General features: G+C 66.9%; 17 protein-coding genes. 8 read left to right on the top strand and 9 right to left on the bottom strand.

The genetic code is table 11. The features are described from left to right. Positions 1–508: 508 nt before the first annotated feature. The 3 genes from alr to QW845_RS03875 form a co-directional block, all read right to left on the bottom strand. Positions 509–1693: an alanine racemase gene (gene alr / locus QW845_RS03885; protein WP_315800307.1), complete on the bottom strand. Its 1185-nt coding sequence runs from the start codon at positions 1691–1693 to the stop codon at positions 509–511. Between the two features lie 45 nt (positions 1694–1738). Continuing rightward, the gene (locus QW845_RS03880) at positions 1739–3247 is read right to left on the bottom strand and encodes a replicative DNA helicase (RefSeq protein ID WP_315755750.1); all 1509 of its coding nucleotides are present in this window, start codon (positions 3245–3247) and stop codon (positions 1739–1741) included. 638 nt (positions 3248–3885) lie between these two features. Beyond that, positions 3886–5136, bottom strand: coding sequence for a cyclopropane-fatty-acyl-phospholipid synthase family protein (locus QW845_RS03875; RefSeq protein WP_315800306.1), 1251 nt, complete (start codon positions 5134–5136; stop codon positions 3886–3888). A gap of 428 nt (positions 5137–5564) precedes the next feature. On the opposite strand from QW845_RS03875, the gene QW845_RS03870 reads away from it, so the two are divergent. Continuing rightward, positions 5565–6338, top strand: coding sequence for a hypothetical protein (locus QW845_RS03870; RefSeq protein ID WP_315800305.1), 774 nt, complete (start codon positions 5565–5567; stop codon positions 6336–6338). 61 nt (positions 6339–6399) lie between these two features. Here QW845_RS03870 and rplI read toward each other — a convergent pair whose 3' ends face one another. The 4 genes from rplI to rpsF all read right to left on the bottom strand — a co-directional run bounded on the left by rplI (position 6400) and on the right by rpsF (position 8830). Beyond that, positions 6400–6993, bottom strand: coding sequence for a 50S ribosomal protein L9 (gene rplI, locus QW845_RS03865; protein WP_315800304.1), 594 nt, complete (start codon positions 6991–6993; stop codon positions 6400–6402). Positions 6994–7040: 47 nt separating this feature from the next. Beyond that, the gene (locus QW845_RS03860) at positions 7041–7991 is read right to left on the bottom strand and encodes a hypothetical protein (RefSeq protein WP_315800303.1); all 951 of its coding nucleotides are present in this window, start codon (positions 7989–7991) and stop codon (positions 7041–7043) included. Positions 7992–8123: 132 nt separating this feature from the next. Further along, entirely contained in the window at positions 8124–8363 is a 240-nt protein-coding gene (gene rpsR / locus QW845_RS03855; protein ID WP_008963441.1) for a 30S ribosomal protein S18, read from the bottom strand. 5 nt (positions 8364–8368) lie between these two features. Further along, positions 8369–8830 carry a 30S ribosomal protein S6 gene (gene rpsF, locus QW845_RS03850; protein WP_315800302.1) on the bottom strand — a complete coding sequence of 154 codons (462 nt, stop codon included), beginning with the start codon at positions 8828–8830 and terminating at the stop codon, positions 8369–8371. A 371-nt stretch (positions 8831–9201) separates the two neighbouring features. Here rpsF and fabD point away from each other — a divergent pair, with 371 nt between their 5' ends. The 7 genes from fabD to gmk all read left to right on the top strand — a co-directional run bounded on the left by fabD (position 9202) and on the right by gmk (position 16347). Beyond that, positions 9202–10161, top strand: a complete 960-nt coding sequence (fabD, locus tag QW845_RS03845; protein ID WP_315800301.1) for an ACP S-malonyltransferase — start codon at positions 9202–9204, stop codon at positions 10159–10161. Between the two features lie 33 nt (positions 10162–10194). Further along, a complete protein-coding gene (gene fabG, locus QW845_RS03840) occupies positions 10195–10932 on the top strand; it encodes a 3-oxoacyl-[acyl-carrier-protein] reductase (RefSeq protein ID WP_315800300.1) in 738 nt (245 codons plus the stop codon). 435 nt (positions 10933–11367) lie between these two features. Next, positions 11368–11607, top strand: coding sequence for an acyl carrier protein (locus QW845_RS03835; protein WP_006610957.1), 240 nt, complete (start codon positions 11368–11370; stop codon positions 11605–11607). Positions 11608–11827: 220 nt separating this feature from the next. Continuing rightward, positions 11828–13093 (top strand): beta-ketoacyl-ACP synthase II, encoded by a 1266-nt coding sequence (fabF, locus tag QW845_RS03830; RefSeq protein ID WP_315800299.1) that lies wholly within the window; start codon positions 11828–11830, stop codon positions 13091–13093. A 295-nt stretch (positions 13094–13388) separates the two neighbouring features. After that, the gene (gene mltG, locus QW845_RS03825; protein ID WP_315800298.1) at positions 13389–14672 is read left to right on the top strand and encodes an endolytic transglycosylase MltG; all 1284 of its coding nucleotides are present in this window, start codon (positions 13389–13391) and stop codon (positions 14670–14672) included. Between the two features lie 124 nt (positions 14673–14796). Continuing rightward, entirely contained in the window at positions 14797–15684 is an 888-nt protein-coding gene (locus tag QW845_RS03820; protein WP_315800446.1) for a YicC/YloC family endoribonuclease, read from the top strand. Positions 15685–15687: 3 nt separating this feature from the next. Beyond that, positions 15688–16347 carry a guanylate kinase gene (gene gmk, locus QW845_RS03815; RefSeq protein ID WP_315800297.1) on the top strand — a complete coding sequence of 220 codons (660 nt, stop codon included), beginning with the start codon at positions 15688–15690 and terminating at the stop codon, positions 16345–16347. Positions 16348–16359: 12 nt separating this feature from the next. On the opposite strand, the gene QW845_RS03810 is transcribed toward gmk, so the two are convergent. Then, on the bottom strand, positions 16360–18690 hold the full coding sequence (locus QW845_RS03810) for a hypothetical protein (RefSeq protein ID WP_315800296.1): 2331 nt from the start codon (positions 18688–18690) through the stop codon (positions 16360–16362). A 330-nt stretch (positions 18691–19020) separates the two neighbouring features. Next, positions 19021–20079 carry an alcohol dehydrogenase gene (locus QW845_RS03805; RefSeq protein WP_315800295.1) on the bottom strand — a complete coding sequence of 353 codons (1059 nt, stop codon included), beginning with the start codon at positions 20077–20079 and terminating at the stop codon, positions 19021–19023. Positions 20080–20104: the final 25 nt, after the last annotated feature.

The raw sequence follows: 20104 nt of genomic DNA, 5'->3' as shown, positions 1-20104 counted from the left end.
GCGGGGTGGGATGTGGTGGGCGCTTCGGGTCGCAGCATGGCTTGACGTCGTGCGGACGAACGGCACTGGGCGCACGTCGAAGACGTATGGTCCTGGCATCTCGACGCTGATGCTACGCTGGCGGTGATGATCCGCCGGTCACGGGGGCAAGACAGCCGATCCCCGGGGAGAGTACGCATAAGGCGTAAAGCCATCGCGCGGGGAATGCCGGTTGACCGGCTGAACCTGTGGTGACTGCCGCCTGCTTTTTTTCTGCAGGCGGGCCATGGGTGAGGCCTTCACCCGGCATTCCCTGCGCCCTCGTTGAAGAGGGTGAAAACGAGATGCAAGCCTCGGGCGTTATGGGCCGCGAGAACGAAGGCGCATGTGTGGACACCGTCATTGCCAGTGCAGCGCCGATCTCGTAGCCCGGATGAGCGCAGCGATATCCGGGTTCACCGAGATGGCGCGTGGGACCCCGGATGTCGCTGCGCTCATCCGGGCTACGGCAGCGGGCGTTGACGGACGATCAGCTCTCCGCGGGCGTCGCGCCGCCCTTGTAGATCCGGTGATAGCGCCGGCCGAGATTGGTCAGGACCTCGTAGCCGATGGTGCCGAAATGATGCGCGAGCTCGTCGACGGTGATGCCTTCGCCGAGCAGCGTCGCGAAGTGGCCGCGGCGTGCGGCCTTCGGCGGCAGGTCGGTCACGTCGACCGCAATCAAATCCATCGAGATACGCCCCGCGATCGGGCAGCGCTGGCCGGCGATGATGACGTCGGCGCCGCGGGTGCCGTCATTCGAAGAGGCGGCGCGGAAGTAGCCGTCGGCATAGCCGGCCGAGAGGATCGCAAGCTTGGTCGGCCGGCGCGCGCTCCAGGTGCCGCCATAGCCGACCGTGTCGCCGCGCGCGAGGTCGCGCAGCTGCACGATGCGCGCCTTGATCTCGGCGACCGGCTGCATCGGGTTGTCGGCCTCGGGCGTGGGGTTGACGCCATAGAGTGCCGCGCCGGGACGCACCATGTCGAACTGGAAGGCGGCGCCGAGGAAGATGCCGGAGGAGGCGGCGAGCGCTGCGGGCACGCCGGTGAAGACGCCGGCGACCTCGCGGAACGCCGCGAGCTGGCGCGCGTTCGACGGGCTGTTGATCTGCTCGGCGGAGGCGAGATGGCTCATCACCAAGGTGATGCCATGGTCGCCGCTCTGGATGCGCGGGATCATGCTCTGCGCATCGATCAGGCTGAGGCCGAGCCGGTTCATGCCGGTGTCGACATGGATGGCCGCGCCACCCTTCCAGCCGGTGCGGCGGCAGAACATGTCCCATTCGGCGAGCTCGTTGAGATCGCCGATGACAGGCCGGCAGTTGATCGCGGCGTAGTCGTCGCCGGTGTTCTGGAAGAAGCCGTCGAGCACGTAGAGCGCGGCCGAGTCGGGCAGGGCGGCGCGGGCGACCCTGGCCTCGGCGAGCGTGGCGACGAAGAAGGTCTTGCAGCCGGCGGCGGCGAGCGTGCGCGCCACCTGGGGAATGCCGCAGCCATAGGCGTCGGCCTTGATCACGCCGGCGCATTCGGCCGGCACCGCGGTCTTTTCCAGCTTGCGCCAATTGGCGGCGAGCGCGTCGAGATCGATGGTCAGCACGCCGGTGGCGCTGGCCGGGACAGCGTCATCGACCGCCGAGACAGGCTGTTCGGCGGGTTTCTGTTCGGGAACACTCATGGGGCGCTTTTACGCGCCACGGCGTCACGGTTCAACCGCGTCAGGTCAATAGTCGTGATGCTGCGGCGGCAGACCGTCATGCGCGAGATCGCCGAACCGGGTGACCGAGGCGTCGAAGTGCAGCTCGACCGTGCCGGTCGGGCCGTGACGCTGCTTGCCGATGATCACCTCGGCCTTGCCGAGCGCCAGATCCATTTCCATCTGCCACTTCTGGTGCTCCTCGGTGCCGGGGCGCGGCTCCTTGGCGGCGAGGTAGTACTCGCCGCGATACACAAACAGCACCACGTCGGCGTCCTGCTCGATCGAGCCGGATTCACGCAGGTCCGACAGTTGCGGCCGCTTGTCCTCGCGGTTCTCGACCTGGCGCGACAGCTGCGACAGCGCGATGATGGGAACGCTGAGCTCCTTGGCCAGCGCCTTCAGGCTGGTGGTGATCTCGGTGATTTCCTGGACGCGGTTGTCGTTGCCGCGCTTGCCCGAGCCCGACAGCAGCTGGATGTAGTCGATCACCAGGAGGTCGAGGCCCTTCTGGCGCTTGAGGCGGCGGGCGCGCGCCATCACCTGCGCGATCGAGATGCCGCCGGTTTCGTCGACATAGAACGGCAGCGACTGCAGCTCGATCGAGCACTCGCGCAGCTTCTCGAAATCGGCCTCGGTAATGCCGCCGCGGCGGATGTGGCTCGAGGGAATGCCGGAGCGCTCGGCGATGATACGGGTGGCGAGCTGCTCGCCGCTCATTTCGCACGAGAAGAACCCGACGACGCCGCCCTGGGCGGCGCGATAGGTGCCGTCGGGCTGCAATTCGGGAACATAGGCCTGGGCGACGTTATAGGCGATGTTGGTCGCGAGCGAGGTCTTGCCCATGCCGGGACGGCCGGCGAGGATGATCAAGTCCGAATGCTGCAGGCCGCCCATCTTGGCGTCGAGATCGCGCAGGCCGGTGGAGATGCCGGACAGCTTGCCGTCGCGCTGAAACGCCTTGGCGGCCATGTCGAGCGCGGTCGTCAGCGCCTGCGAGAATTTCTGGAAGCCACCGTCATAGCGGCCGGACTCGGCGAGCTCGTACAGCCTTCGCTCGGCGTCCTCGATCTGGTTGCGCGGCGCGAAGTCGACCGGCGCGTCATAGGCGACGTTGACCATGTCCTCGCCGATGCCGATCAGGTCGCGGCGCAAGGAGAGGTCGTAGATGGTGCGGCCGTAGTCCTGGGCGTTGATGATCGTGGTCGCCTCGGCCGCGAGCCGCGCCAGATATTGCCCGACCGTCATGCCGCCGATGTCGACGTCGGCCGGCAGGAACGTCTTCAAGGTCACGGGAGTCGCGACCTTGCCCATCCGGATCAGGCTCGACGCGGTCTCGAACACGGTCTGATGCAGCGGCTCGAAGAAATGCTTCGGCTCGAGGAAGTCCGAGACGCGATAGAACGCGTCGTTGTTGACCAGGATCGCGCCGAGCAGACCCTGTTCCGCCTCGATGTTGTGAGGAGCGCTGCGATAGGCCGGCGTCGCTGCGTCAGCCGGCGCCAGCTTGTGAACGTTCGAATCGGTGAGTGCCATGACCGCGTGTTTAGCAGCTTTGAAGGGGAGGGGATAAAGCGCCAGTCGCGCGCGAAGCGGAAGCGAAAGCTGAGCGCAATTCACCGTCTGGTAAATCTGGTGGATGAATCCGGACTCGCCAGATGCCGTGCTTGACGGAACCGACAGGACTCAAGGCCGCGCGAGCGCGAGCGACATGCCGGTGCACTCAACCGGCGCGATCGTTCGACATGTCCGCGAGGCGGGAACGAGAGTCGGTACGGCAGGGCGTGCGAGGGCCGCGCGTGGATCCGCGCCCGGCGTCAGACCAGCAGCAGATAGAGGAGGGCGATCAGGGATGCCCCTACGCCCGCGGCGATCAGCGCGTAGTCGGTGCTGAAGTCGGTCTGGGGTTCCAACATGGCTCTGGCGGGGCTCTGGGACACGCCGGGACACTACGGCCGGGCTTACCCGGGGTCTGTGAGCCAGTTCACAGACCGCACGATTTGTTTGAAAATTTGAGTCGGATGGGCATGATCTCACGCTTGGGACGCGATCCGTTATCTACGCATCTCAAGATTGAAGTCGGGCCCGCGGCGCGGCCGCGCGAATCCGGGCGTCCGTCTCTGCAGGACCATTGCACTGACGCCGCCTTCCGCCTTCGTCGCGGGCCGCGCGCGCTACTCACCCGCCATCTGCAGCGCCGGGCGGCTGCCGCGCTCGCGCGCCCGCAGCCGCGTCTCCTCGCGGTGGACGTAGTCACGCGTCATCGGCACGACGCCCTGGCGCTTCGTCAGCTGGATCTGGACATTCATCAGGTTCTGCTTGCGGAACCCCATTTCCGCGGCCGCCAGGTAGAACTCCCACATCCGCGCGAAGCGCTCGTCATAGAGCTGCACGGCCTCGTCGCGCCGGGCCATGAAGCGTTCGCGCCACGCCTTCAGGGTCTCCGCGTAGTGCAGGCGCAGGATCTCGATGTCGCAGACGAGGAGCCCGGCGCGCTCGATCGCCGGCAGAACCTCCGAGAGGGCTGGGACGTAGCCGCCGGGGAAGATGTATTTGGCGATCCAGGGGTTGGTCGCATCAGGGCCCTCGGAGCGTCCGATCGAATGCAGCAGCATGACGCCGTCGTCCGCGAGCAGCTCGGCGCAGCGGCGAAAGAAGGTGTCGTAGAAGGCGACCCCGACATGCTCGAACATGCCGACCGAGACGATGCGCTCGAACGTACCTGGCACGTCGCGGTAATCCTGCAGCAGGAAGCGGGCGGCATGGGACAGGTGCCGTTCGGCCGCGCGGGCCTCGGCGACCTGCAACTGCTCGGCCGACAAGGTCACGCCGGTGACGTCGGCATCACACATCTCAGCCAGGTAGAGTCCGAGCCCGCCCCAGCCGCAGCCGATGTCGAGGATGCGATGGCGGCGGCGGATCAGCAGCTTGGCCGCCAGATGACGTTTCTTGGCGAGCTGGGCATCGTCCAGCGTCGCATCCGGCGTCTCGAAATAGGCGCAGGAATATTGCCGGTCGGCATCGAGGAACAGCGAATACAGCCGCCCGTCGAGATCGTAATGATGGGCGACGTTGCGGCGCGCGCGTGCCCGGATGTTGAGCTGGTGCAGGTGCCGGACGAGGTAGCGCAGCCACCATTGCGTCTTGGCCCAGTCGGGCACCGCGGCCGGCTGGCTCATCACGATCGACAGCAGATCCGCGATCGATCCTCGTTCGACGACGAACGAGCCGTCCATATAGACCTCGCCGAGCGCGAGCTCGGGATTGGCCAGAATCCGGCGCTCGGCTTCACGAGTCAGAAATCGTGCCGCCACGGGGACACCGGTTCCATCCCCGCAGCTGAACGACGTGCCGCTGGCCGTCGTAAAGCTGATCGACCCACGGCAAATGAAGCCACTCAACAGACTTCGCAGCAAACGGTCCATCCACACCACCCAACGAGCTATTCCCGTGAGTTGCTGACTTTCCCGGCCGTCGCACTCGACGCGTTGAGAACCGATTGGTTCCCAGTCATCACGTTGTTATGTTACCCAGCGGGCACACGCCGATGCCACTGCCATGAACACAAAGCCGATATTCAGAACGGTCATTGTCATTGATCGATGGACATCTCGGCGCAGGAACATCTGTGCGCTTTCATTCGCTCCGCAATCCGTTAAAAAGGCCGCGGCCGCCGGCCTTTTGGCCGGTGTCCGGCATCTGACCGCCGGACGAGGTCTGAAGGGATCGCCGTCGACGGCGTGGAGCGACCGCAATGTCCGCTGTCACGTTCGGCTGATAGCGAGAGGAAACACGGCAGCGGATGTCGCGCGGGGCGGCGCCGTGTGGGCGAAACCATAGCTGGAGAATGAGAATGGTGGGCCGAGCGCTCAATTTGGCGGCGGTGGTGGCGGTGTTCTGCATGGGCTTTGCGGGGGCCGCCGTTGCGCAGGAAAATCTCGATGCGGGCAAGAGTCCTGCGCAGATCTTCAACGGGACCTGCGTGGTGTGCCACAAGTCGCCGCGCGGTCTGGCCAAGAACACCTCGGCCGGCTCGCTGCCTGGGTTTCTGCGCCAGCATTACACGACGAGCCCCGAGATGGCCGGCGTGCTCGCCAATTACCTGATTGCGAACGGCGCCGCTGATGCGCGATCCACGGGCCATTCCGGCAAGGAGACGCGGTCCGAGCGTCGCGCCCGGTCGGCCACCACCGAGCCGTCCGAGGCGAAGCCGGCGGCTGCGGATGATGCTGCCGGCCCGGGCGAGCCGCGCCGCCGCGGTCATCATTCCAGGCGCTCCGCGCCGGCCGAGGCGAAGCCCGACGCGGCAGCGGAGCCCGCGGCTGCACCGGCCGACGGCGAGGGGAGCGCGCCCGCGAAGAAGGGCCGGGTCGGCAAGCGCAAGAAGCCGGCCCAGGAGGGCGCGGCCGCGGAGGAGACGCGCGGCGAGTCGACCGGTGCGACCCAGCCGTCTCCGTCGCGCGAGGAAAGCGCGGCCGGCTCCGAGCCGCCGCGGGTCGAGCCGGCAAGATCGAGCGACGCCGCCCCGGCGCTGCGCGCCGATCCGGTCCCGCCGGTGACGCCGGCACCGGCCACGACCCAGTCGGTGCCGTCGGATCCCTCGGTTCCGTCCTCGCCCTCGCGGTGAGACGGCAATGAAAAAAGCCCGGCTCGTTGAGCCGGGCTTTTCCGCAGATGGGCTGGCGCGCTTACTGCTGCGCAGGCTCGCCGGCAGCGCCCTCGTCCTGGGCCTCCGGATCGAAGAACTCGCCGGCGGCGGCGATCGCTTCGGCGGCGGCGTCGCGGTCCTCCTGGCGGGTCGAGATGTCCTCGCCGCGCTTGATGCGCTCGGCCTCGTCGGCGCTGCGGGCGACCGTCACGGTCACCGAGGTCTCGACCTCCGGATGGATCGCGATGGTGATCGTCTGCTTGCCGATCGTCTTGATCGGGGCGTCGAGCCAGACCTGCGGTCGGCTGACGGTGATGCCGTCGGCGGCGAGGGCGGCGACGATGTCGCGCACTGAGACCGAGCCGAACAGCTGGCCGGATTCGGAGGCCTGGCGGATGATGACGATGTCGCGGCCGTCGATCTTCTCGGCGACCTTGGACGCCTCGCCCTTGGCCTTGATGTTGTTGGCCTCGAGCTCGGCCTTCATGCCCTCATACTTGGCCTTGTTCTCGGCGGTGGCCCGCAGCGCCTTCTTGCGCTTGAGCAGGAAGTTGCGGGCGAACCCGTCCTTGACCTTCACGATCTCGCCCATCTGGCCGAGCTTGGCGACACGTTCCAGCAGAATGACTTCCATCGATGTTCTCCTTGTGATGTTTGAAGCGGTTGGTTGAGGTGAAGCTTCTACGGCACCGGCAACGGCGGCGGCTGCCGCGGGCCGAAGCGGTGGCGGAGGTCGAAGGCGGCGTCGGCGAGGCCGAGGACGATCATCGCCAGCATCGGGATCGGCCAGATGAAGGTCAGCATCAGCGCGTAGGCGAGGCCGAGCCAGAGCGGCCGGGTGCGCAGCGGCAGGGTCAGCGTATGCAGGACCGCGAAGCCGGTGAGCGCATAGGCGGTCAGCAGCGCTGCGGCGGCGATTCGCGCGAGCATGCCGATCAGCCCGCCCGGGAAGCAGAAGGCGATGATCGCAAACAGCGCCGGCAGCGTCATCAGCGGCAGCTTGGTGTCGCGCAGGCGTGGCCATGGGCGCATCAGCCGGCCGGAGATCGCCGTGATCTTTGCAGCCGCCAGGACGTTGAGCGACAGGATCGTGGTCATGATCACCGCGGCCATGGGCGGCGCCATGAAGACCAGGAGCTCGACCAGCTGGGGAATGTCGACCGCGTCGGACGACGCGACGGTATTGCCGAGCACGCGCGACAGCAGCCGCCTGAGACCCTGATTGGTGGCCGTCATGTCGGTGCCGAAGGAGAATGCGGCAATCAGCGCGGCGATCACCGCGATCCACAGCAGGATGTTGCCGGGCGGATACCATTCGATGCCATCCTGGCCGGATGGGCTGGTCGTCGGCCGGCCGAGCAGGACGAGGTGGCCGAGCCACCAGGCCGGCAGCGTCACCGAGACGGCAAAGGCGAGCGCGCGATCGAAGCCGAAGATGGCCAGCACGCAAGCGGTTGCCACAAGACCGCCAATGACAGCGCAAAGCCGGCCCCAGGCGATTGCGGCGACCAGCAGCGGCACGGGCGCGAGCAGCGCAAGCACGAGCGCCGTCATTACGCCCGACGCCGTCGAGGCGAACATGACGGCGGAGGCAGCGCCTGCTGCGAGCGCGATGAGAAGCGTTCCGATCATCAGCTGTCCCGCTCCCTTCGAGCGGTTAGAGGCGCCTTCGCCCCAACCATCGGCGACCGGACGACCCGGAAGCCTTATGAGAATTCAACGGAAGGAGCCGGCGGCGCGGGGCCGCCGGTCCGAGGTCCGCAATCAGCGGATGACGTAGGGCAGCAGGCCGAGGAAGCGGGCGCGCTTGATGGCGCGCGCGAGCTCGCGCTGCTTCTTGGCGGACACGGCGGTGATGCGGCTCGGCACGATCTTGCCGCGCTCGGACACGTAGCGCATCAGCAACTTGGAGTCCTTGTAATCGATCTTCGGCGCGTTCGGCCCGGAGAACGGGCAGGTCTTGCGGCGGCGGAAGAACGGGCGACGTGCGGGGGCTTCAGCCATTGATCTTACTCCTCGTCCGTCGTTTCTTCGTCACGGGGCCGGCGCGGGCCACGATCGCCACGGTCTCCGCGATCGCCACGGAAGCCGCCGCCATCGCGCTCACCACGGAAGCCGCCGCCGCGGTCGTCGCGCTCACGGTCGCGATCGGCCTTGCGCATCATCGCCGACGGGCCTTCCTCGAGCTCCTCGACGCGGACGCTGAGGTAGCGGATCACGTCCTCGCTGATCCGCTCCTGGCGCTCGATCTCGGCGATCGCCGCGGACGGCGCGTCGATGTTGAGCAGCACGAAGTGCGCCTTGCGATTCTTGTTCATGCGGTAGGTGAGGGAGCGAACGCCCCAATTCTCGGTCTTCGTGACCTTACCGCCGAGACCCTCGACGATACCGGTCATCTGAGCCGTCAGTTCTTCCACCTGCTGGGTGCTCGCGTCCTGACGCGCGAGGAAAACATGCTCGTAAAGCGGCATGGCTGTCCTTTCCAAGTTGGCGCAAATCCCGGCGTCAAGCCCTTCGAGCCCTTGTGGAAAGGACTCGCAGACGTCAGCTCAGAAGGCGGGAACACGGGACGACGGGCCGACTGGCCCTGCCACATCAAATCGCCTGGACAGCTTGGAGAGGGTACATCCCCAAGGTTGAGCAAGGTGAATTTGCTGGGACCGTCCGTTCAGCTCCCGGCTCGGGATCCACGGATGGCGGGCCTTATACCGATTTTCGGCGCCAAGGCAAGGGAAAGTGGTCGAAATGCGCCCGTCACGCGCTTGACATCCCGGCCTTTGCCAGTGTCTTTCCGGCCAAAGTTACTCAATTCCAGGGATTTTGGAACGTTCAGGGGGCGGCCATGACGGCAGCATTCACTTTTCCGGGGCAGGGGTCCCAGGCCGTCGGCATGGGCAAGGCGCTCGCGGACGCCTTCCCGGTGGCCCGCGCCGTGTTCGAGGAGGTCGACGCTGCCCTCGGCGAGAAGCTGACGACCATCATTTGGGAAGGTCCGGCCGAGACCCTGCAGCTGACCGAAAATGCCCAGCCCGCCCTGATGGCGGTGTCGATGGCGACCTTGCGGGTGCTGGAGGCCGAGGCGGGGTTCTCGGTCGGGCGGGACGCGGCCTTCGTCGCGGGTCACTCGCTGGGCGAATATTCGGCACTGGCGGCCGCCGGCAGCCTGACCATCGCCGACACCGCCCGCCTGCTGCGGACGCGCGGTCTCGCGATGCAGAAGGCCGTTCCGGTAGGCGTCGGCGCCATGGCCGCGCTGCTCGGGATGGATTACGAGGCAGCCGTGGCGGTCGCCGAAGAGGCGGCTCAGGGCGAGGTCTGCCAGGCCGCCAACGACAATGGCGGCGGTCAGGTGGTGGTGTCCGGCAACAAGGCCGCCGTCGATCGCGCCGTCGAGATCGCGCGCGCCAAGGGCGCCAAGCGCGCCATGCTGCTGCCGGTCTCCGCGCCGTTCCACTGCAAGCTGATGCAGCCGGCGGCCGACGTCATGGCGGAGGCGCTCTCCAAGGTCACCATCAAGGCGCCGGCCTCGCCGCTGGTCTCGAACGTGCTCGCGGCCCCGATCAGTGATCCCGACGAGATTCGCCGTCGCCTGGTCGAGCAGGTCACGGGTACGGTGCGCTGGCGCGAATCGATCGCCTACATGGCGAGCCAGGGCGTGACGCGCTTCCTGGAGATCGGCGCGGGCAAGGTGCTCAGCGGCCTGGTCAAGCGGATCGCGGATGGTGCAGTCGGTGTCGCCGTCGGCGGACCGGCGGACATTGCGGCCGCCAAGGATGCGCTGGCCGCGGTCAAAACGTCGTAGAGCGTCGCGTATAGCGGCATTGAGGAGAGTTTGATGTTCGATCTGAGTGGCAGGACCGCGCTGGTCACCGGCGCGACCGGCGGCATCGGCAATGCGATCGCCAAGGCCTTGCATTCCCAGGGAGCGACCGTGGCCGTTTCCGGCACCCGGCGCGAGGTGCTCGAGACCCTCGCGGGCGAGCTGGGCAGCCGTGTGCATGTGCTGCCTTGCAATCTGTCTGACGCGGCCGAGGTCGAGGCGCTGGTGCCGGCCGCCGAGCAGGCGATGGGGCAGGTCGACATTCTCGTCGCCAACGCCGGCATCACCCGCGACAACCTGTTCGTGCAGCTCCGCGACGAGGATTGGGACGAGGTGATCAAGGTCAACCTGACCGCGACATTCCGCCTCTCGCGTGCCGCCACCAAGCTGATGATGCGCAAGCGCTTCGGCCGCATCATCGCGATCACCTCGATCGTCGGCGTCACCGGCAATCCGGGGCAGGGCAATTACACGGCGTCCAAGGCCGGCATCATCGGCATGATCAAGACGCTCGGCGCCGAGTACGCCAAGCGCGGCGTGACCGCCAACTGCATCGCACCGGGCTTCATCAAGACACCGATGACCGACGCTCTGAACGAGAAGCAGCGCGAGTCGATCCTCGCCAAGGTGCCGGCGGCGCGGCTGGGCACGCCAGAGGACATTGCTGCAGCTGCGGTGTACCTCGCCTCCAACGAGGCGGCGTATGTCACGGGCCAGACCATCCACGTCAACGGCGGCATGGCGATGATCTAGGCCCTGCCGCGGCTCGGAATGCGGCGAAAAGACGTCGCGACCAGCATACCGGGCCGTGTGGTCAACGATTCGCGTGTATGGTAACCGGGCAGCTGATGGGGGCACGAAGAACGCCATTGCAGGATTTCCAAACCCTGTATATTGGCGGGGCGAGCTGCCATCGTTCGCCGGGCCTCCGTCGGCTGGCGCTGCTGATCCGGGTCCTGTTTGAGCGCTCTGGATCGGAGGCGTACCGGCCTCATGGAGAGTGTGGATTGGAGTTTGTGAGTGGCCCCGTTTCCGAAGTTTTCGGACCGCAAGTCGTCCGCCAAATTTCGGTAAAGGGGCGCTGCGGGGCAAATCTGGTTTTGCGCGATCGCGAAGGAAGTTTAGCGGCCGGGGTGATGCGGATCATCCGGGGGTCGGGTCTTAAAGGAACAAGCACGAGGTTGAACGATGAGTGAGATTGGCGAGCGGGTTAAGAAGATCGTGGTCGAACACCTTGGTGTCGAGCCCGAGAAAGTGGTCGACAACGCGAGCTTCATTGACGACCTCGGTGCTGACAGCCTCGACACGGTCGAGCTCGTCATGGCCTTCGAGGAAGAGTTTGGTTGCGAGATTCCGGACGACGCCGCCGAGACGATCCTGACCGTCGGCGACGCCACCAAGTTCCTCGAGAAGAACGCCAAGAGCTGACGCTCCGGCGAAGTTGCGCGAAACCGGCCGATCCGTCTTGTGCGGTCGACCGGTTTCTTGCTGTTGGCGGCGTCGTGATGAGCCGTCATCTGGCGGCCGGCGACAGACGATTCGGTCGCGCTGCCTGGCCAGACCGTGTTACTCGAACAATTGACCCGAGATGCGGCGACGGCCGTCAGCCGATCCACAAGCGCTCAAAATCGGGTCTGGAGAAACGAACATGAGGCGGGTTGTCGTCACTGGCCTTGGCATGGTTTCGCCGCTTGGCTGTGGTGTGGAAACGACCTGGCAGCGCATCCTTCAGGGCAAGAGCGGTGCGCGCTTGATCGAGTCGTTCGAGGTCTCCGATCTTCCCGCCAAGGTGGCCTGTCAGGTGCCGCGCGGCGATGGCTCCGACGGCACCTTCAATGCCGACCAGTGGATGGAGCCCAAGGACCAGCGCAAGGTCGACGATTTCATCATTTTCGCGATGGCTGCGGCGCGTCAGGCGCTCGATGACGCCAACTGGCATCCTGCGACGGAAGAGGACCGCTGCGCCACCGGCACGCTGATCGGGTCCGGCATCGGTGGCCTCTCGGGCATTGCCGACACGGCGATCCTGCTGAAGGAGCGCGGTCCGCGCAAAGTGTCGCCCTTCTTCATTCCGGGACGTCTGATCAATCTCGCCTCGGGCTATGTCTCGATCGAGCACGGGCTCAAGGGCCCCAATCATTCGGTCGTCACCGCCTGCTCGACCGGCGCGCATGCGATCGGCGACGCCAGCCGCCTGATCGCGCTCGGCGATGCCGATGTCATGGTCGCCGGCGGCACCGAATCGCCGATTTGCCGAATCGGCATGGCCGGGTTCTGCGCGGCCCGCGCACTGTCGACCGGATTCAACGAGACGCCCGAGCGCGCGTCGCGTCCTTACGACAAGGACCGCGATGGCTTCGTGATGGGCGAGGGCGCCGGCGTGGTCGTGCTCGAGGAGTATGAGCACGCCAAGGCACGCGGCGCGCGGATCTACGCCGAGGTCTGCGGCTACGGACTGTCCGGCGACGCCTATCACATCACATCGCCATCGCCGGATGGCGACGGCGGCTTTCGCAGCATGAGTGCGGCGCTGAAGCGCGCCGGCATCACGGCCGCCGACCTCGACTACATCAACGCGCACGGCACCTCGACTCAAGTCGGCGACGAGATCGAACTCGGCGCGGTCGAGCGCCTGCTTGGCAATGCCGCTTCGAAGATCTCGATGTCGTCGACCAAATCGTCGATCGGCCATTTGCTCGGCGCGGCCGGCGCCGTCGAAGCCATCTTCAGCATTCTCGCGATTCGGGATAACATCGCGCCGCCGACGATCAATCTGGAGAATCCGTCGGTGGAAACCGCGATCGATCTCGTGCCGCATGCACCTCGCAAACGCGAGATCAACGTGGCGCTGTCGAACTCCTTTGGTTTCGGCGGCACCAACGCGTCGGTGGTTTTGCGGCGCGTGGTGACCTAGTGCGGAAGGACGGAATGCCGCTCGGGCCGATTGTCGCTTGGTCACGCGGATATCCGACTGCAGCCACACTAGAACCCAAGACTTCGCGTGTCTTTAACTTCGCGTGTCTTTCGCAGGTCGGCCTTCGGCGCCGATGCGGTAAGTGGATGCGCATGGCGGTGAGGCCCGGCGAAAACACCTTTTCGCCGTATTCGATGACGAGATGACGAATCGTTAAATTGGGCGTGGACTTCAGGTCGCTTGCGTTGGGGAGCGCACGGCCACGACGAGAGCGACAGGACTGAAGGTTGCATCGATGAGTGAACGGCCGCCCATCTCGCCCCGCAGCCCGCGCGCAGCGCTGGAGCCGGAACGCGTGCCGCCGCCGCCGCGCCGCTCCGACCGCGCCCGTAATCCGTTCGTGGTGGTCGGCAATGCGATCATCACCTTGCTCATCCTGGCCATGCTCGGCGTGGGCGCGGCCTACTATTATGGACGGCAGATCCTCGAAGCGGCAGGACCGCTGCAGGAGGACAAGGTCGTCAACATCCCGCAGCGCGCGGGCAAACGCGATATTGCCGACGTGCTCGCGCGTGAAGGTGTGATCGACGTCAATCCGTGGATCTTCATCGGTGGGGTCTATGCGCTGAAGGCCAGTTCCGACCTCAAGCCGGGCGAGTATGCGTTCCAGAAGAATGCATCGTTGCGCGACGTGATCGGCGTCATCGTCGAAGGCAAGGTCGTGCAGCATTCGGTGACCGTGCCCGAAGGCCTGACGTCAGAGCAGATCGTGGCGCGCCTGTCCGAGAACGAGATCTTCACCGGCAGCGTCCGCGAGATTCCGCGCGAAGGCACGTTGTTGCCGGAGACCTACAAGTTCCCGCGCGGGACCAGCCGCGATCAGGTCGTGCAGCGCATGCAGCAGGCGCAGAAGCGCGTGTTGGCCGAGATCTGGGAACGGCGCAGTCCGGATCTGCCGGTCAGGACGCCGGAGCAGCTGGTGACGCTGGCTTCGATCGTCGAGAAGGAGACCGGCAAGCCCGACGAGCGCAGCCGGGTGGCCGCGGTGTTCGTCAACCGGCTGAAGCAGAGGATCAAGCTGCAGTCCGATCCGACCATCATCTATGGTCTGGTCGGCGGCAAGGGCACGCTGGGCCGTCCGATCAAGCGCAGCGAGATCACCCAACCGTCGCCCTACAACACCTATGTGATCGAGGGCCTGCCGCCGGGACCGATCTCCAACCCCGGCCGCGCCTCGCTGGAGGCGACGGCCAATCCGGCGCGCACGCGCGATCTCTATTTCGTCGCCGACGGCACCGGCGGCCACGCGTTCACCGAAACCTACGACCTTCACCAGAAGAACGTCGCCAAGCTCAGGGCGATGGAGCGCCAGACCCAGAACGACACCGTCGAGCCCGACGAGGCGCCGCCCGCCGTTGCCGGCGGAGCGGCGGATCCGGCGGCCGGGGCAGCAGCCGCGCCACGGGCGCCGGCCGGTGCGAAGAGGCCGCCCGCCAACCGCGCCAACGGCGGTGTTGCACCCGGCAACGGGGCGCGGCAGGGCGCTGCGCAGCCGACCCCGCCGGTCGTTCAGCAATAATTTCCCACGCATGTCGGCCGCGCAGAACCGGGCTTAACATTTGCCCAAAAGGCCGTAAGGTTCGCGCACTTTTGGCGGAGCGAGTCTGTCCCGCCATTCCCGATATGCCGGAGACATGGACGAAATGGCGCTGTCGAGCATGACCGGCTTTGCCCGTAGCCACGGGGCAAGCGGTCCCTACTCGTTCGAGTGGGAGTTGAAATCGGTCAATGCCAAGGGATTGGACGTCCGGGTGCGGCTGCCGCAGGGCTGGGACGAGGTCGAGGCCTTCGCCAAGAAGCGCGCCACCGAGGTGCTGTCGCGCGGCACCGTCTACGCCAATCTCACCGTCAAGCGCACCGAGACCGGGTCGACGGTACGAATCAACGAGGATGTGCTGGCGGCCGTCGTGAAGGTGGCGAGCCAGCTCGCGGGCCGGATCGACGCGGTCGCGCCCAGCATCGATGGGCTGCTGTCGATCAAGGGCGTGATCGAGGTGGCGGAGCCGGAGACCGACGAGGCCGAGGACAAGGCCGCCAAGGAGGCGGCGATCGCGGCGTTCGAGACCGCGCTGAAACATCTCGTGGAGATGCGTCGGCGTGAGGGCGACACGCTCGGACAGATCCTCAACCAGCGCGTCGACGAGATCGAGGCACTGGCGAAGAGGGCCGAAACATCGCCGGGCCGCAAGCCAGAGGCCATCAAGGCGCGACTCGCCGAGCAGGTCGCGGCCCTGCTCGACACGTCGGACCGCTTCGATCCTGACCGCCTGGCGCAGGAGGCGCTGCTGATCGCGGCCAAGGCCGACGTGCGCGAGGAACTCGATCGCATCGCCTCCCACATCGCGCAGGCGCGCGAGATGCTCGGCAAGGGCGGGCCCGTCGGCCGCCGGCTCGACTTCCTCGCCCAGGAATTCCATCGCGAGGTCAACACCACCTGCTCGAAGTCGAACGACATCGAGCTGACGAACATCGGCCTGGAGCTGAAGACCGTGGTCGAGCAGTTCCGCGAACAGGTTCAGAATCTGGAGTGATCCATGGCGGCTCACGACGGAAGCTTCGATGGGGTCGAGCGGCGCGGCCTGATGTTCGTGCTGTCATCCCCTTCGGGGGCGGGCAAGACGACGCTGTCGCGCCTGCTGATCGAGCGCATGTCGGGCCTGCGGATGTCGGTCTCGGCGACGACGCGCTCGATGCGGCCAGGTGAGGTCGACGGCCGCGACTATCACTTCGTCGACCGCGCGCGCTTCGAGGACATGGCCAAGCGCAACGAGCTGCTCGAATGGGCGACCGTGTTCGACAACCGCTATGGCACGCCGCGCGCGCCGGTCGAAGCGGCGTTGTCGGCGGGCCAGGACGTGCTGTTCGACATCGACTGGCAGGGCACGCAGCAACTGCGCGAGAAGGCGCGGCAGGACGTCGTCAGCGTGTTCATCCTGCCGCCGTCCGCCGCCGATCTGGAGAAGCGTCTCCACACCCGCGCGCAGGACTCCGATGAGGTCATCCGCGGGCGCATGAGCCGCGCCAGCCACGAGATGAGCCACTGGGCGGAGTACGACTACATCGTCATCAACCGCAACGTCGACGACGCGTTTGCCGAGGTGCAGTCGATCCTCAAGGCCGAGCGCCTGAAGCGCGAGCGCCGCACCGGCCTGACGACCTTCGTGCGCGAGTTGCAGCGCCAGCTCGAGGGCTGAAACGCCTTCCGTCTACGCCCGCCGGCCGAGGCGCGCCAGGATGTCCTGGATGCCGTCGAGCTCATCATCGTGCTGAATGTTGCGCGGCCGCGGGCGCAGCGCCGGAGGCCGCGGAATAAAGTCGAGCGGCGGGGTCGCCGGGTCCTCGAACTGGCTCGGCACGAACAGGGGTCGCTGCTGCGGCGGCCGCTGCGGTTGCTGCGGCGCCTGCGGCCTGTCGATGATCGGTGGCGCGGCGGGGATCGACGACCGCGATTCCAAGAGACTCATCAGTCGGGCCGCGGGATCATCATGCATATGCGCGACGTCCTGCGGAGCCTCGACGGAGAACTCCTCCTGCTGCGGCTCCGCCTCCAGCTCGTCTTCGGGCAATGAAAAGCGCGACTGCAGAAGGTTGATCAGCGCCGCCGCAGGATCGTCGAGCTCGTCGTCTTCGGCGGCAGGGGCCTCCGACATCATCCCGGGTCCGGCCCTCGCGATGTCATCGTCAGGCTGAGGGGCCGGCTGTCGTGCCGCATGCGCGCGAAGCGTCTCGATCAGCGCGGCCGCTGGATCGGCTGGTGCCGTTGACGGCGCGCGCGGGGGCGCGGGCTGATCGGGCATCGCGGGAACGGGCTGAGCGGCCGGCTGGCCGCCACGCAATTGGTTCGTCAGGGGTTGCGACGCCTGCGTGGTCCGGTGTGCAGCGTCCGCCTGCGCTGGCGGAGCCGTCTCAGCGAGGGCCGCTGCAGCCGGACCGTCGCCAGCCTCGCCGGGTTGCGGGGTACGCCGCTTGGCCGCGCGCGACACCAGCAGCGCGGCAATCACCTTGGCGGCGTCGATCGGCGCGCCGGCAGCGGGGGACGTGGCATCGCTGTTGCGGGCCCTGCGCAGCGCCGACACGATTTCGCTGACGTCGACAGGGGCGGGTGGGGCGGCGGTCGCGGCAGCCTGCGTCGGTGGCGGGGCCGATGGCGGCATTGGTGCGCCCACCTGGATACGGGCGGGATTCGCTGGTTCAACCCGCTGCGCCGCCGGCCAGGGCTCGGCGGGTGCCGTCGGTGCCGCATAGGTCGGCGAGCGCGGCGAGGCGTCTGCAGCAGCAGCGCTCGCCTGGGCTGCTGCAATCTTGGCGGCAGCGGCCTGCGCCGCGGCCATCTGGGCAGCCGTCAGTTGTGCCTGCGCCGGAGCAGTAGGCGATGGGGCAGTTGCGGCAACCGGCATTGGCTGCGCGTTGGTCGCAGCGGTCTGTGCCCCGGAAGGCTCGGCCCGGCGTACTGCTGCGCGATCGACCAGCTCATCGACCGCCTGCCATACCGCGTCGGTGGACTGCGATCGTTGCATCGCCGCAGCCGCGTCCCGGTCGCGTCGGCGTGCGGCTACGGCCGGGTGATCCTGCTGCTGGGGAGACGGCGCCGGCCGCTGCGGACGGGGCTCGACCTGGTCCGGCGAAGCCGCCAGCCGCGCGCTCGCGAGGTCGAGCGCCGAAGCCGGCTGAGAGCCGCGGCTGCCGCCTGAATGGGAGGGTGCTGCCGGCATGCTGCCGCGGCCCGCACGCATCCCGCCCTGCGGCGCCTTGGACCGTGGTTTGATGCGACTACGGCGCATCCGGACTGCGTCCGCGTGCCAGCTGCCGTTGCGCCGTTGCCGCCGTCCCATCCGGCTGAGCCGATAGAGCGCGCTCGCCAGCAGTCCTGAAATCGCGAGGGCGCCGATGACCACGAGCATGAGCACGTGGATGGGCGCTTCGGGCTTGCTTGGCTTCGGTGCGATGATCGGCCCGTCGGCAGCCGGCGCCGCATTCGTGTCCGGCTCCGCATTGCCGTCGTCGGCCATTGCCGGCGGTGGCGCATCGGCAGCGATCGGCTCCGCCTGTTGTGGCGGGGCAGAGGGCCAGGGCGAGGTATCGAGGCTGCGGGGCAGGCTGGTGTCGGATGCGGTCAGCGTCGTCGGTGTGGCAAGAGTCTGCGGCTTCGGGGTGCCCCGCACGGCGAGATCGGCACGCAGCCGCGGCTGCGGCGCTTCTGCGAGGGCGTCGCTGGTGCGAGCGACCGGGCCATCGGTGCGTCTTGGCGTCAGTTTGGGTGGAGCGGGCTGGGCGAAGTCCCACGGAGCCGGCTGCTGCGTCGCCCGTATCGGTGCCGCGGCGTCACGGGTGTTGCCGTTGGCGTCTTTCAGATACCAGCAACGCCGATTGGTGCCACGATCGAAACGATAGTACCAGCGTTGCGCGTCGGACTTCTCTCCCGTCGGCTCGGTCAGACATTCCTCCGCCGCCAACACGACGCGCGGCAGCACGAGCACGACGGTGCCAAGGATTCCGGCTGCAATGGCAAACGCAACTCCTGCCGTTCGGCTTGCCATTGAAGACTCCGGATACGCTTACGCAACGGCGCGTTCTCGGAGAGAAGTTGGGTGGCAATGAGCCGCAATTCCGGATTAATTCTGTCGCGATCCTTTCGTGCCCGAGTGCGGCTTTTTTCCCACAAGAAGCTCCGCATCACGCCGCGATTTTGGCCGCGCTATCGCGCCAAATCGGTCACATCGGTGACGATGGACCTGGCTTTTCACCCTCAGGGGTCAGAGGCGTCGCGCCGACAACCTCTGCGTTTGTGGACAAATGATGGGCCGCAGTGGCGGCGAGCGGCGGCGGTACAGCACCGTCGCCGCGCGCGATGTCGCAACGGCGAGGGATCAGTTCGTCAGCACCACGCGTCCGACCACATGGCCGGCGCGCAGCGCATCGATCCACTTCTGTACGTCAGCCATCGGCTCCTCGCGCATCGGCGGCGGCTTGATCTTGCCGGCGCGCGCGAGCGCCATCAGTTCGTGCGCCTCGGCCAGAGTGCCGACCATGAAGCCCTCGATGGTCATGCGCTTGTACACCCATTGAACCATCGGCAGGGTGAACTGGCCGCCCATCAGTCCTGATACGACGATCTTGCCGCCGCGCGCTGCGACGGAGACCGCAAAGGCCATCGACTTCTCGTTGCCGGCGAAATCGACGATTTCGTCGAAGCCGCCCTCGGTCTCCTTGAGGATGCGCTTGATCACATCCGGCTCGGCCGGATCGTAGGCCGTCGCGGCGCCATTCTGCAGCGCGGTTTCGCGCGCGGCCGCCGAGAGGTCGGCCACCGAGATCGGCTGCTTGAACATAGCCTGCGCGAACGACAGGCCCATCATGCCGACGCCGCCGAGTCCGATCAGCAGCAGATTGCGCTGGCGAGGCCGATCCACGAGGCGCTTGAGCGCGCCATAGGCCGTTACGCCGGAGCACATCAGCGTCGCGGCCTGGTTGACCGGCAGCGGATCGTATTCCAGCAGATACTTCGCATCCGGCACCAGCACGTGGGTGGCGAAGCCGCCGTCGATCGAGACGCCGAGGAAGCGCTGCTTGGCGCACAAATTCTCGTCGCCATTGGCGCAGTCGCGGCACTGGCCGCAGCCGATCCACGGAAACACCGCGCGCCGGGCGCCGATCAGCTCCTTCGGCACGTCGGCTCCGACCTCGTCGACAACGCCGGCGATCTCATGGCCGAGCGTGAAGGGCAGGGTCATGCCGCGCGTGGTGTCCAGGCGCTTGCCGCCGCCGAGATCGGCATAGCCGTCCTGGATATGCAGGTCGGAGTGGCACAGGCCGCAGCGCTCGATGCGAACCAGAACTTCCCGGCCTTGCGGCTTCGGCGTCTCGACGATGGTTTCGCACAGCGGTGCGTCGAACTTGACGAGCGACTGACGGCGCATCAACGCCATGATGAAACTCCCTGAAATGCTTGTT

Source organism: Bradyrhizobium sp. SZCCHNS3002 (genome assembly GCF_032377435.1).
In the GTDB taxonomy this organism is placed as follows: Bacteria; Pseudomonadota; Alphaproteobacteria; order Rhizobiales; family Xanthobacteraceae; genus Bradyrhizobium.
Note: the sequence above shows the minus strand (reverse complement) of the source record. Positions and strands in the feature narration are given on the sequence as shown.